The sequence below is a fragment of the Rheinheimera lutimaris genome (assembly GCF_013283795.1).
Taxonomy (GTDB): Bacteria; Pseudomonadota; Gammaproteobacteria; order Enterobacterales; family Alteromonadaceae; genus Alishewanella; species Alishewanella lutimaris.
Genome location: NZ_JABSOD010000001.1, coordinates 210,598 through 222,404 on the forward strand (window position 1 = coordinate 210,598; position 11,807 = coordinate 222,404).

The 11,807-nt window shown below is 50.3% G+C and carries 15 protein-coding genes; 9 read left to right on the plus strand and 6 right to left on the minus strand.

Annotated elements, in window-relative coordinates:
• Positions 1-2: 2 nt before the first annotated feature.
• Entirely contained in the window at positions 3-1,196 is a 1,194-nt protein-coding gene (gene ftsY / locus HRH59_RS00935) for a signal recognition particle-docking protein FtsY (protein ID WP_173499389.1), read from the minus strand.
• Between the two features lie 82 nt (positions 1,197-1,278).
• Between ftsY and rsmD the strand changes: the two genes are divergently transcribed.
• Positions 1,279-1,902, plus strand: a complete 624-nt coding sequence (gene rsmD / locus HRH59_RS00940) for a 16S rRNA (guanine(966)-N(2))-methyltransferase RsmD (RefSeq protein WP_173499390.1) — start codon at positions 1,279-1,281, stop codon at positions 1,900-1,902.
• 16 nt (positions 1,903-1,918) lie between these two features.
• Here rsmD and HRH59_RS00945 read toward each other — a convergent pair whose 3' ends face one another.
• From HRH59_RS00945 to HRH59_RS00955, 3 genes are read right to left on the minus strand one after another with little or no spacing between them, the layout of a single operon-like run.
• Positions 1,919-2,533 carry a YjaG family protein gene (locus HRH59_RS00945; RefSeq protein ID WP_173499391.1) on the minus strand — a complete coding sequence of 205 codons (615 nt, stop codon included), beginning with the start codon at positions 2,531-2,533 and terminating at the stop codon, positions 1,919-1,921.
• Positions 2,514-2,867: a putative signal transducing protein gene (locus tag HRH59_RS00950; RefSeq protein WP_173499392.1), complete on the minus strand. Its 354-nt coding sequence runs from the start codon at positions 2,865-2,867 to the stop codon at positions 2,514-2,516. The genes HRH59_RS00945 and HRH59_RS00950 overlap by 20 nt, the downstream gene beginning before the upstream one ends.
• Position 2,868: 1 nt before the next feature.
• Entirely contained in the window at positions 2,869-4,185 is a 1,317-nt protein-coding gene (locus HRH59_RS00955; protein WP_173499393.1) for a coiled-coil domain-containing protein, read from the minus strand.
• A 206-nt stretch (positions 4,186-4,391) separates the two neighbouring features.
• On the opposite strand from HRH59_RS00955, the gene HRH59_RS00960 reads away from it, so the two are divergent.
• Genes HRH59_RS00960 through HRH59_RS00970 form a run of 3 tightly spaced genes read left to right on the plus strand, consistent with a single transcriptional unit; the run spans position 4,392 to position 6,946 of the window.
• Positions 4,392-4,781 (plus strand): DUF2721 domain-containing protein, encoded by a 390-nt coding sequence (locus HRH59_RS00960; protein WP_231702359.1) that lies wholly within the window; start codon positions 4,392-4,394, stop codon positions 4,779-4,781.
• Positions 4,782-4,811: 30 nt separating this feature from the next.
• Positions 4,812-6,335 carry a response regulator gene (locus HRH59_RS00965; RefSeq protein ID WP_173499394.1) on the plus strand — a complete coding sequence of 508 codons (1,524 nt, stop codon included), beginning with the start codon at positions 4,812-4,814 and terminating at the stop codon, positions 6,333-6,335.
• 17 nt (positions 6,336-6,352) lie between these two features.
• Entirely contained in the window at positions 6,353-6,946 is a 594-nt protein-coding gene (locus HRH59_RS00970; RefSeq protein ID WP_173499395.1) for a DUF4136 domain-containing protein, read from the plus strand.
• A gap of 28 nt (positions 6,947-6,974) precedes the next feature.
• Here the strand turns inward: HRH59_RS00970 and HRH59_RS00975 are convergent, their stop codons facing one another.
• Entirely contained in the window at positions 6,975-7,559 is a 585-nt protein-coding gene (locus HRH59_RS00975; protein ID WP_173499396.1) for a DUF3833 domain-containing protein, read from the minus strand.
• A gap of 137 nt (positions 7,560-7,696) precedes the next feature.
• Here HRH59_RS00975 and HRH59_RS00980 point away from each other — a divergent pair, with 137 nt between their 5' ends.
• The 3 genes from HRH59_RS00980 to HRH59_RS00990 are packed head-to-tail and all read left to right on the plus strand — an operon-like array spanning position 7,697 to position 9,763.
• Positions 7,697-8,257 (plus strand): RNA polymerase sigma factor, encoded by a 561-nt coding sequence (locus HRH59_RS00980; protein WP_173499397.1) that lies wholly within the window; start codon positions 7,697-7,699, stop codon positions 8,255-8,257.
• Entirely contained in the window at positions 8,232-8,879 is a 648-nt protein-coding gene (locus tag HRH59_RS00985; protein ID WP_173499398.1) for a hypothetical protein, read from the plus strand. Before HRH59_RS00980 ends, HRH59_RS00985 begins: the two co-directional genes overlap by 26 nt.
• On the plus strand, positions 8,876-9,763 hold the full coding sequence (locus tag HRH59_RS00990) for a hypothetical protein (RefSeq protein WP_173499399.1): 888 nt from the start codon (positions 8,876-8,878) through the stop codon (positions 9,761-9,763). The genes HRH59_RS00985 and HRH59_RS00990 overlap by 4 nt, the downstream gene beginning before the upstream one ends.
• A 239-nt stretch (positions 9,764-10,002) precedes the next feature.
• On the opposite strand, the gene HRH59_RS00995 is transcribed toward HRH59_RS00990, so the two are convergent.
• Entirely contained in the window at positions 10,003-10,626 is a 624-nt protein-coding gene (locus HRH59_RS00995; RefSeq protein WP_173499400.1) for a flavin reductase family protein, read from the minus strand.
• A 105-nt stretch (positions 10,627-10,731) separates the two neighbouring features.
• On the opposite strand from HRH59_RS00995, the gene HRH59_RS01000 reads away from it, so the two are divergent.
• On the plus strand, positions 10,732-11,364 hold the full coding sequence (locus tag HRH59_RS01000) for a 2OG-Fe(II) oxygenase (RefSeq protein WP_173499401.1): 633 nt from the start codon (positions 10,732-10,734) through the stop codon (positions 11,362-11,364).
• 19 nt (positions 11,365-11,383) lie between these two features.
• Positions 11,384-11,767, plus strand: a complete 384-nt coding sequence (locus tag HRH59_RS01005; RefSeq protein ID WP_173499402.1) for a hypothetical protein — start codon at positions 11,384-11,386, stop codon at positions 11,765-11,767.
• The last annotated feature ends 40 nt before the right edge of the window (positions 11,768-11,807 follow it).

Genomic DNA, 11,807 nt, shown 5'->3' on the forward strand with positions numbered 1-11,807 from the left:
GGTTAACTTTCCCGGTTAAACAGTGCGCGGATAAAATCCTGACTGTTAAACACACGTAAATCGTCAATACCTTCACCGACACCGATATAGCGCAGCGGTACTTTAAATTGGTCGGCAATGGCAAAAATAACCCCGCCTTTCGCTGTGCCGTCCAGCTTGGTTAAACTGATACCGGTTAGCTGAACTGCTTCATTAAACACCTTAGCCTGGCTCAGCGCATTCTGGCCGGTGCCGGCATCCAACGTCAGCATCACTTCATGCGGCGCAGTCGGGTCAATCTTCTGCAGCACGCGGACAATTTTTTTCAGCTCTTCCATCAGGTGAGCTTTGTTTTGTAAACGGCCGGCAGTATCGGCAATTAACACATCGGCTTTACGCGCTTTGGCCGCCTGATAGGCATCAAAAATAACCGAAGCGCTGTCAGCTCCGGTATGCTGGGCAATCACCGGAATATGGTTTCGCTCGCCCCATACCTGTAATTGCTCTACCGCTGCTGCGCGGAACGTATCGCCGGCAGCCAGCATCACTGACTTGCCCTGCTGCTTAAACTGTTGCGCCATCTTGCCGATAGTGGTGGTTTTGCCCACGCCGTTAACGCCTACCATCAAAATGACGAAGGGGCCGTTCGCGCTGACCGGTTGCAGAGGTTGCTCAACGTCTTTGAGCAGCGTTGCCATATCCTGTTGCAGCTTTTCAAACAACAGGCCGGAGTCTTTCAGTGACTTACGATCAGCATGCTGTTCCAACTGACGAATAAGCTTCTGCGTGGTATCTACACCAACATCAGCCAGTAACAGCTGGGTTTCCAGCTCTTCGTAAAGCTCGTCATCAATTTTACGGCCACTGAATAAGCCAGCCAGGCCAGAGCCTAAGTTTTGGCTGGTTTTCGCTAAGCCTTGCTTTAAACGCGAAAAAAAGCCGGGCTTCTTCGCCGCATTCGCATTAACTATTGCTGCAGGTTCTACCGGCGCAATTGCTGCCGGCGGCGCACTATCAATTTGCGTTGTGGCATCAGTTTGCGTTACAGGATCCGCTTGCGTATCAGTTGGCGCTGCGGTATCCGTTTCTGCGCTATGCTGAACCGGCAACGTAGCATCCGTTACATCGGATGACTCAGGCTGCTGCACAGCGTTGTCGGCGGCATTGTCATCTTTGCCAAAGCCGAGCCAGGAAAACAGTTTATTTTTTTTGCTCATAAGCCCAAGTGTATGCAGATAAAAACTAAGGTAAACTTGGCGGTTATACTAACACCTTTGTGTTAAAGGCAAAACGGATTAGATGAAACAAGCAAAAAGCAATGTAAAACGTCCTGCTGTTCAAAATAAGCGGCTGCCGGCAGTCAGCGGCGCGCCCGGCGAAGTGCGGATAATCAGTGGAAAATGGCGTGGCCGCAAACTGGCCGTGTTAAATGCAGATGGTTTACGTCCCACTACAGATCGCGTAAAAGAAACCCTGTTTAACTGGTTAATGCATGATATCAACGGTGCTACCGTATTGGATTGCTTTGCCGGCAGCGGCAGTTTAGCCATAGAGGCGCTGTCACGCTTTGCCAGCCGGGCTGTGCTGGTTGAACGCGACGCGGCTTTGGCGCGGCATCTGAAGCAAAACCTGCAAAAACTCAGTTGTGACAATGCCAGCGTAATTAATCAGGACTGCTTAAGCTTAGTGTCGGCTAAGGCCACACAGCAATACAGCCTGGTGTTTATCGACCCGCCGTTTCGCAAAAACCTCGCTGTGCCATGTTGTCAGGCGCTGGAGCAACACGGCTGGTTAACTGAAGAGGCGTTGATTTATCTGGAGACAGAAAAAGAAGTGGTGCTTGCAGACATGCCGGCCAACTGGCGTTTATTAAAAGAGAACATTGCCGGCCAATTAGCCTACCGGCTTTATCAGCGCAGCTGATAAAGCCTTTGCGTGGTTATTCCGCGCTGTTCAGTTCCATGCCCAGGTTGGTCAGCCCCTGCTGCTTTACCCAGTTTTGCAGCAGTTGTCGCTCTTCACGACCAAACAATTTTATATCGGCCACCAGCGCAATCAGTTCCGCCAGACAGTCCATTTCGTATTGCATTAACGGATGCTCGCGCACTATTTTTTTCAGCTCAGCTTCCGTCGTTATATCGTCATCTATGCTGTCATGCTCAATTAAACGCGCCACCGTAGCCTGCGAAATTTTCGCCACATTAATAAATTCACCGGCATCTTGCTGAGCAATACCGCTTAGCATCATATCCAGCGCGGTGGCACAATCTATTGCCGGGTAAACACCAAAAATATCAAAATCACTGATTTGCGGGGTAATCAGCTCCAGCTCTTCCGATAACTTTTCAAAGTTAATTTTGGCTTTTTTAACGGTTAACCACTCCCACACCAGGGTTAAAATATGCCGCGGCAATTCGGCATCACCGGTTTGGGTCACTTCAGCAAATAACTGGTAATTGGGTAGCATACGTTCGAGCAAGGTGGCGGCAACCGCAGCTTGCTGATAAAAATTCAGCTCACGCATCGTTTGAAAATTATTGGCTTTTTGTTTCATCTTTGTCCTGAAGACATGACCAGCACATATCGAAGCTTTGATAGTTCAGCTCGCCGCAGCTACATAGCCACTGCGCCGGTTCATGTTGTAGTTGTTGTAAATACCGGCTGATTATACGCTGTGCGGTAGTAAATTGCTGCTGTGGAACCCAAAGTTGCACGCCAACATCATTTAGCGGCAGCTCACCGGCAGCTCCGGCAAGGTATTCGCCGCTGATCCTTACCGTCACAGCAGCGTGTTGCAGTAAACCCTGCACCAAGCCGGCTTCAAAGGTGTTTGCCGCCTGATATAGCCGCTGCCACTGCTGTACATCAGCCGGGTGCAGCAGCTCCACGTTAGCCGGTGACCTGCAGTTGCTTTTGAGCGTACTCAAACTTCAGTTTGAACTCCATCATCCGCTCTTCCAGTGCCTGAACCTGAGCCTGATGCGCTTCTTCTTGCTGTTGCAACTCACTACGCAGGGTACGGATCAGTTCACGGCTGCTGTCGGCTTCCTGCTGCTGCTTTTGTTCTGCGGCAAACTGCCGGTTTTGCGCATGCTCCAGTTGGGCATCCAACTTCTGGCTTTTTTGCAGCGTAAGCTGGTGTTGCTCCGTTAAATTAACGTAGTCGGCCTGCAATTTAGTTAAATCAGAACCCAAATCACCGCTTTGCTGCTGTATAGCGGCCAGCTGCTGCTGCGACTCAGTTACCTGTTGCTGTGCTTCGGCCAATTGTTGCTGCAGTTGCTGTTGCTGCGCACTAAGCTGCGTGCTGTGCTCCTCAGCTTCCTGCTGTAATTGCTGGATTTTCTGCTGTTGCAGTTCCTGAGTTTTTTTCCGGTCCTGCACCTCTTGCTGCAACCGTGCAATGGCTTGTAGTTTATCTTGCTGCGAATGCTCCAGCTCTGCCAGACGCTCGCGCTCTGCGGCAAAATCATCAGCTTGCGTCGCTAACTGCTGCTGCAGTTGTTCCAGTTGTTGTTCGTACTGAGCTTGCAAATCGTTGAGCTGCTGTAACTGCTTTTGCTGCTGCTCGGTTGCCAGCTTTAATTCAGTTTTACTTTGTTGCACCGCCAGCTTTAACTCATGTGCTGCGGCTTTGGCCTGTTGCGTGTCCGCTTCAGCGGCATCCAGCTGTTGTTGCAATTGGCTGATTTGATGTTCAGCTTGCTGCAATTTTTTCTCTGCGGCGCCATTATCCGAACCTGTTTGCTGCAACTCCGTCAATTGCTGCTGTAACAAAGCGACTTGGTTATGCTGCGATTCATATTGCTGCTGCATCGCATTGTAGTTTTGTTGCTGCGCACTGAGCTTCGCGGTAGTTGCTGCTAATTCTTCGGTTATAAGCTGATGCTGCTGGCGTAATTTTGCCAGCTCCTGGTTATCAGCACTGGCCACCGGCACAGCCAAATCCAACTGCTGCTTGGCCTGCTGCCAGTCTTTAAATAATTTTTGGTAGGCTTGTTCCTGCTCAATTAAGCGCTGCTGCCATTGTTGCTGGCTATCGGCCAATACCCGGGCAGCAAACTGCTGTAGCTGCTGCTGTTGGGTATTTAACAGCTGGCCGGAAAAATCAACCAGACTGGCTTCCAGCTGCTGCTGTGCCGCCTGGGTTAATTCGGCAATAACTTGCTGCTCGTTTTTATTATTGTTCTTTTTCACTGCATTCATTATCAGCTCTCGCTTTACTCCGGCAGCGCTTGCGCTCAAAGGGCTGCAACCGCTACAACGTCAACAGATTAGTTTGTTCGGCCAACACATTATCACGTATTTACGCCAGCACATACTACGGCGTTAATTAGTGTAATATGACTTGCCACTGATAGCTAACGCTATTGAAATTCCGCCATTTAATTTCTCATTACAGGAACTTAAATATGATGGACCTGACTACACCTGCCCTGTTATTTCCGGCTATTTCGTTGCTGTTACTTGCCTATACCAATCGTTTTCTGGTGTTGGCACAACTGATCCGTGAGCTTAACCAACGCGAAGGCGACAATGTACGCGAGCTGGCAAAGCGGCAAATCTCTAACTTGCGTAAACGCATCATACTGATTAAAACCATGCAAGCCTATGGTGTACTTGGCTTTGTACTGTGCACCGCCGCGATGTTTTGTTTGTTTATGTTATGGCAAATTGCCGGGCAGTTACTGTTCGTGATTAGCCTGATTAGCTTATTAATCAGTCTGCTCTATTCTTTATATGAGATCCAAATCTCTTGTGATGCCATAAATATAGAACTGGAATCACTGCAAAACGGCTAACCCTGATTAACACCGGCACCGGATGACAACATGAACAACGACGACTTTCTGTTTAATGAAGACGTTGCTGACAGCAGCGAAGCTGCAGCAGTAAATACAGCAACGCCATGGCTGGTACTGGTCGTTGACGATGACAACAGTATTCATCAGATCACCTCACTGGTGTTAAACAACTTTGAGTTTGAACAGCGGCCGTTGCAACTGTTGCATGCCCACAGTGCCGCCGAAGCAGAAGCTATTATTCAACAGCAGCCGGATATCGCTCTGGCCATAATTGATGTGGTGATGGAAACCCAGCACGCCGGATTGGAACTGGTGAAAACTATCCGGCAGCAGCTGAACAACCGCCGTATGCGACTGGTATTACGCACCGGCCAACCGGGCGAAGCGCCGGAAGAGCATGTCATTCGTGATTACGACATTAATGACTACAAAAACAAAACCGAAGTTACCGCCATAAAACTGAAAACACTGCTGTATGCCGGGCTGCGCTCGTACCGCGATATTTGTATTATTGAACACCACAAAGCCGGATTGGAAAAAATTATTGGCTGCACCACCAGTTTTTTGCAATGCAGTTCATTAAAAGAGTTTGCCTCGCTGATCCTCGGACAGGTGGCGTTTTTGCTCGGGCTGGAGCGGGAACAAATCTATTGCTGCGCCGCTATTAACAGTGCAACCGCCGACACTCTGCAGTTGGATGTTATTGCCAGCAATGTAGCAAGTAACAGCCAGCTGCCCCAGGAAGTGCTGGCTAAAATCATGCAAGTGCAGCAAGACAAAACCGCCTATTGTGGTGAAGATTGTTTTATTGGGTACTTTACCACCCACAGGGGCAATGAAAACTTTCTCTATGTCAGCAAAGGCACCAAGCTGGAGCAAACTGAACATCAGTTGTTAAGCTACTTTTCGCACAATATCGCCATTGCCTATGAAAACATTCGCTTACGCGAGCTGATGCGCGACAGCCAGCGCGAACTGTCGTACATTTTGGGCGAAGCGGTAGAGAAACGTTCAAAAGAAACCGGCAGCCATGTCAAACGGGTAGCCAATTACAGCTACCTGCTGGCTATTAAAGGCGGCTTATCTGAGTATGATGCCGAGGTCATCAAACTGGCATCACCACTGCATGATTTAGGCAAAATAGCCATTCCGGATCATATCTTAAATAAACCAGGCAAACATGACGCCGACGAATGGGCTATTATGCTGCAGCATGCCGAATTGGGTTACCAGATTTTACAACATTCCACTAACGAGATCCTGCAGATGGGTGCCATTATAGCGCAGCAGCACCATGAAAAATGGAATGGTAAAGGTTATCCGCAAGGCTTAAGCGGACACAACATTCATATTGCCGGCCGCATTACCGCTTTGGCTGATGTATTTGACGCCCTGGGCAGTGATCGCTGCTATAAAAAAGCCTGGCCGCTGGAAGAAATTATCGAACTTATCCGCCGTGAAAGAGGTCAACAATTTGATCCTGCGCTGGCAGATATTTTATTAAACAATCTGGATGATTTTATCGCTATACGCGACGCCTATCCGGATTAAGCTATAGGAAGATATATATGCTAAGCCAAACCCTGAAACGTCTTATTGTTACCAGTACCCTTGTTACCAGCCTGGTGCTGGCAGGCTGCGCCAGTGGCCCGAAAGTGCGCAGTGATGCTGCGGCAAACACTAATTTCAGCAGTTATAAAACCTTTGGTTTTATGCCGGAGCCGGCAACCGACAAAGCCGGTTATACCACCCTCGTTACGCAGCACTTTAAAGATGCCATTACCAGTGAGATGACCGCGCTGGGCTATCAATTCAGTGAAACTAATGCTGATTTACTGGTTAACTTTAATTCCAATGTAGAAAGCCGCACCGACGTGCGCTCTATGCCATCGGCCAGTTTCCATTACGGTTACTACCATTACCGCCGTGGCATTTATGCCGGCTTTCCGATTTACACTACTGACGTTGACACAGTGCATTACAAAGTGGGCACAGTTAACATAGACGTTGTCGATGCAGCGAAGAAGCAATTAATCTGGGAAGGTGTATCTGAGGGCACACTGAAAAGAAAAGATTTAGAACAGCCGAAACAGGCTATAGCCAACGTAATCACGCTGATTTTTCAGCAGTTCCCTACCCGTCAGGCCGTGCCGCAGTCATAACCCTGCGGCACTTTGACCGGGGCTGAGATTACAGCACAGTGCCCGGCACTTGCTGTCGTATTTTTTCTTGTAACGCCGCACAGTCGGCGTTTTTATTTTGCTGCTGAATAGACAACGTCAGCTCACCCACCGTTACACCGAACTTATGTAAGGTCGTACGATTGAGCAGATTTTCGTTATCAATTAAGTACAGCCAGTCTTTTACTTTTACATCCAGCGTGTCGCCATCATACGGGATGCGCAGGGTATACTCCCAGTACAAGCTGTTACCGGCTAACTGGCCTGTTGCCTGGCCGACCACATCGCCGGCACTGCCGCTGACGCTGCCATCTGCATTTTGCTGCAGTTGCCAATGGCGCTGCTCAATGCGGCCATCACTGAAGTAAAACAGCTCGTATAAGTTGCCGTTATTGCCCTGCCAGCTGCCACACAATTCCGCCGTAAAACGCACGCTTTGCTTACCTTGCCAGTCATGCAATACCCCCCAGGCACGGCTTTCGCCCTGAAAAAACTGATCCAGCTTTAGCTGTGGCGTCTCATTGCTATACTCCGACACCGACTGACTGCACCCCGACAACAACGCCGCAATGGCTAATAACGAAAATTTTTGCATAACGCCTCCACAATTGAGCACACTTACGGCTGATATCGCAGGGTAGCTCAAAAAAATGCAAAAAAACCTTCACAGCGGCAAACTAAATTGATTACCGGTCCGACTTATAAGCAAAACCAGCAGAGAATAATAATATCGTGTTTAAACGCAGTGACGAGAGCTTAATTGCCAAAGCGTTAAATGGCGACCAGCACGCCTGGCAACAACTGGTAAACCGCCATCAAAGCGCGCTGTTTTACTTTGGCCTGCGCTTGCTGGGTTCAAAAGAAGACGCCAGCGATTTACTGCAGGACGTACTGATGGTGCTGTGTCGTAATTTAGGCCAGTACCGCGGCGACAGCAGCTTTAAAAGCTGGTTATTTGGCATCGCCAATTACCGCGCCATGGACATGCTGCGTAAACGCAAGTACAGCGACAATGACGATGCGCTCTCAGAGCTGCCCGACGACACGCCGGAGTTAGGCCAACAGCTGGCCGGTGCACAGCAACAGCAGCAGGTACGGCAGCAGTTACGCAGCTTGCCGCCGGAGCAACGGCTGGTGCTGGAGCTGAAGTTTTATCAGCAATTCACCTTTGATGAAATTGCCGGCCAGTTGGCCATTTCTGCTAATACGGTTAAATCGCGGTTTTATGCCGCGCTGGATAAATTGCGCCTGCAGTTGGAGGACGACCATGTCGAACAATCAGCAAATTTTTGAGCAATGGCTCGAAGGTAAAATCAGCGCTGAGCACTGTGCGCAGCAACTGCAACACGACCCGCTATGGTATGGCCGGCTGCAAAATGCTCTGGCAGTGCATGCTGATGCTAAAACACCTGAGTTTGCCGCTATACCGGCGTTTGACGCCAGCAGTGCTTTTGCCGGCCAGTGGCAACGCCCCGCGCCAAAACGCAGTTGGTGGCCGCAAGTCAGCCTGGCGCTGTCCTGTGCGGCAATGCTGATCAGCTTATCGCCGGCACAGTTTCGTCTGCAGGATGGCAGCCTGACGTTAAGCTGGCATAACCCCAAAGCCGAAGTCGATGCAGCAGTAACCAGCGCACTTACCGCGTACCGGCAACAGCAGCAACAATGGCTGGCGCAGCAACTGGATTTTCAGCAACAAAATACCAGCTCGCAGCTGGTGCTGTTAAAAGACTATTTACAGGATGAGCTGAAACGCGACCAGCGCAGCGATATGCTGCAACTGGTGGAATATCTGAACCAGCAACGTCAGTCTGACTGGCAATACTGGCAGGAAAACTATCAACCGATGCAGGCCGGCTATCGCCCTGCTGACAGCTACTATTTAACCCCAACAGACAGCGGAGTGGTAAAACCATGATTGCATTACGTCGTACCTCATTACTTGTTGCAGCTTGCGCTGCGATTATCGGCCACAGCCCGCTGCTTGCTGCAGACGTCAGCCCGGCGCTGAAGAAAAACGCCGATATCCTGCAGACCATTTTGCACACCGCGTTTAAAGACAGTGAGCAAGCCAGGCTGTCGTCACTGCAATACAGTTATTTAAGCGGCCAGGGCATACTGTTTCAGGCCAGCAGCGGCAGCCGGCACAGGTTTGAGTTCAGAAATATCACTATGCAATCAGCTCCTGCAGCACCGGTTGCTCCCTTGCCACCGCTGCCGGGCAGCGAGTTTGAGTTTGAATTTGACAGCAGTGATATTGAACAAATAACTGAAGCGGCGGAGCAAATGGCCGAGCAAATGCATGACCAGCACCGCCAGGCGTACCGCATTGCAGAAAAGCAGCGGGTAATAGAGCGGGAGCTAAGGGATGCTGAGCGTGAAAAACGTGATATTGAATTTAATAAAAGCCTGACCACACTGGACAAAGAGCAACAGCAGGAGCTGCAAAAGTTGCAGCAAAAAACTAAACTGCTGCAGGAAAAACTGACAGAGGTGGCCAAAGAAGCCGGATTAAGCCGCAAACAACTGGAAGAGCAGCGGGCTAAGCAATTGGCTGAACAACAGCAACAAACGGCGGCGATGGTAAAAACCGTTGGCGAGAAGTTCAGCCAGGTGTTGTGTGATTACGGTGCCAGCCTGCGCGATATGCCGGATAACGAATATGTTACCTTGCAGGTGAATAACCGCGGCAGCGAAGGGCGCTATTACTGGGTGGTTAAAAAGGCCGATATTAACCAATGCATGACCGGGAAAATTAAAGCCAAAGATTTACTGGCCAAAACCACCAGCTATCAGTTCTAGCATAAAACCGATACCAATACTGCCGGTGAAAGTTAACGAACCGGTTTGCCCACGCCAACGCGCCGTAAACCCATCCCTGGGGGCTCGACTATAAACTTCATCCATGAAGTTTATCCTTCGGACCAGCGCAGCTGTTCAAATTCGCTCCGGGCGAATTTGTCAGTATCCATGCCTTCAACGGTTGGCTTAGGGCAAGCCGATTCTCACTCAGCTGCTCAGCATTACAGCTGTCTGATGCACTAAAGCTTCGGCCGGTGCATTTGAAACCGTGTTGTTGCATCCGCAACAAAATAGTCCGCCGGGCCACCGCCGCGCAGCACCGGCTGTGCCGCTGCCGTGTCATAAATACCGTCTACCAGCAAATGCCGCGCAATATGCACTCCCACCACTTCGCCAAACACCATCCAGGTGGTGATCTTGCTGCCATCAGCCGCAGTTAGCTGCAATACCTGGCTTAGCCTGCATTCAAAGGTTACCGGGCTTTGGGCCACATGCGGCACCTTAATAATGCTGGAGGCCTTCGCGGTTAACCCGGCCAGGGCAAATTCATCCACCTCCGGCGCCACAGCGGCACTGGTCTGGTTCATCGCTTGTGCTAATGGTTTAGTTACCAGGTTCCAGCAAAACTCGCCGGTTTGCTCAATATTGCGCACCGTATCTTTGTAACTGGTGCTGGCAAAGCCAATAATCGGCGGTGTGTAATTAAAGGCATTAAAAAAACTGTAGGGCGCCAGGTTCAGCTGGCCAGCACTGTCTTGGGAGGAAATCCAGCCAATTGGCCGCGGTGCTACTAAGGCATTAAACGGGTCGTGCGCCAGGCCATGGCCTTTGGCCGGTTCATAAAAATAGATACTGTCGGACATTATTATCAGCAAGATTAACCAAAGTGCTGCCAGCCTACCAAAATCTGCTTTGGCTGCGTAAGCTTTTCAGCGACAATAGCAGGACTTTTTCTGCTGAGCCTTGCTATGTCCGGTTCTGTGTTAGCCAGCGATGCGCTGAATTTCGATGCCATTATTGACGCCTTTTATCAGCATGGCTGGGTCTGGCTGCCAAACTTTCTAAGCCCGCAGCTTAACGCCGCCTTGTTGCACGAGGCGCAGCATGAAGCGCAACTGACACCGGCCGGCATCGGCAGGCAGAGCGCACATCAGGTAAATCAGCAAATCCGTCGTGATGCTACGCAGTGGTTTGATGGCCAAAGCGCGGCCCAGCAGCAATATCTGACCTTAATGGCACAGCTGCAGCTGATATTTAACCGCCGCTGCTTTTTAGGCTTGTTCGATTTTGAATGTCACTTTGCCCGTTACAATAAGGGTGATTACTACCAAAAACATGTTGATGCCTTTAGCGGCCGCTCTAACCGCGTACTTACCACCGTAAGCTACTTAAATAGCGTAAGCGCCGGTGGCGAACTGGCGTTATATGATGAACACGACCGGCTGATAGATAAATTTCTCCCCACCGCCGGCAGCTTGGTGTTATTTGAAAGCGAGCGTTTCCCGCATCAGGTGCTACCGGCCATCGATACCCGCTACAGCATTGCCGGCTGGTTTCGTAAAAATGCCAGCATTAACGGCGTGCTGGATCCGGCCAGTTAAAGCGTCTATGATAGCCGCCATGCGCACCGTATTCAGTTATTTGCTATTGCTTACGTTGACACTATCCGGCCTGACCGGATCGGTGCAAGCTGCGCATGCTTACACCCTGGCCGATGCCCTTAGCCATAAAACGACTCAACCGCAAACTACTGACACAGAGCATGAAATGCCATGCCACAGCGCAAAAAAAGCTGCCGTTGCAGACACTGAACACGACTGCTGCGACCAGCCTCAGCACCAATGTAAAGGCGATTGCTGTGCTAAGCATTGCGCCACCAGCGGTGCCTTGCTGGCCACTGAATTATTCCGCTATATCCGCCCCGATAACGCTGTTGCACAGCAAACCGTGCGCCTGCCGCAGTGGTTATTTGCCGAAGATCCGCCGCCACCGATAAACGCCTGAAACCGCTTTGTAGTTAATGTCGTGCTGTAGCACGCGGCTT

What these genes read in the sequence shown, in the direction of transcription:
- HRH59_RS00970 (WP_173499395.1), top strand. Translation starts at nt 6,353, where the DNA reads ATGCTAAGCCAAACCCTGAAACGTCTTATTGTTACCAGTACCCTTGTT.
- HRH59_RS00995 (WP_173499400.1), bottom strand. Translation starts at nt 10,626, where the DNA reads ATGTCCGACAGTATCTATTTTTATGAACCGGCCAAAGGCCATGGCCTG.
- HRH59_RS00955 (WP_173499393.1), bottom strand. Translation starts at nt 4,185, where the DNA reads ATGAATGCAGTGAAAAAGAACAATAATAAAAACGAGCAGCAAGTTATT.
- HRH59_RS00975 (WP_173499396.1), bottom strand. Translation starts at nt 7,559, where the DNA reads ATGCAAAAATTTTCGTTATTAGCCATTGCGGCGTTGTTGTCGGGGTGC.
- HRH59_RS00985 (WP_173499398.1), top strand. Translation starts at nt 8,232, where the DNA reads ATGTCGAACAATCAGCAAATTTTTGAGCAATGGCTCGAAGGTAAAATC.
- HRH59_RS00990 (WP_173499399.1), top strand. Translation starts at nt 8,876, where the DNA reads ATGATTGCATTACGTCGTACCTCATTACTTGTTGCAGCTTGCGCTGCG.
- HRH59_RS00945 (WP_173499391.1), bottom strand. Translation starts at nt 2,533, where the DNA reads ATGAAACAAAAAGCCAATAATTTTCAAACGATGCGTGAGCTGAATTTT.
- HRH59_RS01005 (WP_173499402.1), top strand. Translation starts at nt 11,384, where the DNA reads ATGCGCACCGTATTCAGTTATTTGCTATTGCTTACGTTGACACTATCC.
- HRH59_RS00960 (WP_231702359.1), top strand. Translation starts at nt 4,392, where the DNA reads ATGATGGACCTGACTACACCTGCCCTGTTATTTCCGGCTATTTCGTTG.
- HRH59_RS01000 (WP_173499401.1), top strand. Translation starts at nt 10,732, where the DNA reads ATGTCCGGTTCTGTGTTAGCCAGCGATGCGCTGAATTTCGATGCCATT.
- HRH59_RS00965 (WP_173499394.1), top strand. Translation starts at nt 4,812, where the DNA reads ATGAACAACGACGACTTTCTGTTTAATGAAGACGTTGCTGACAGCAGC.
- ftsY (WP_173499389.1), bottom strand. Translation starts at nt 1,196, where the DNA reads ATGAGCAAAAAAAATAAACTGTTTTCCTGGCTCGGCTTTGGCAAAGAT.
- rsmD (WP_173499390.1), top strand. Translation starts at nt 1,279, where the DNA reads ATGAAACAAGCAAAAAGCAATGTAAAACGTCCTGCTGTTCAAAATAAG.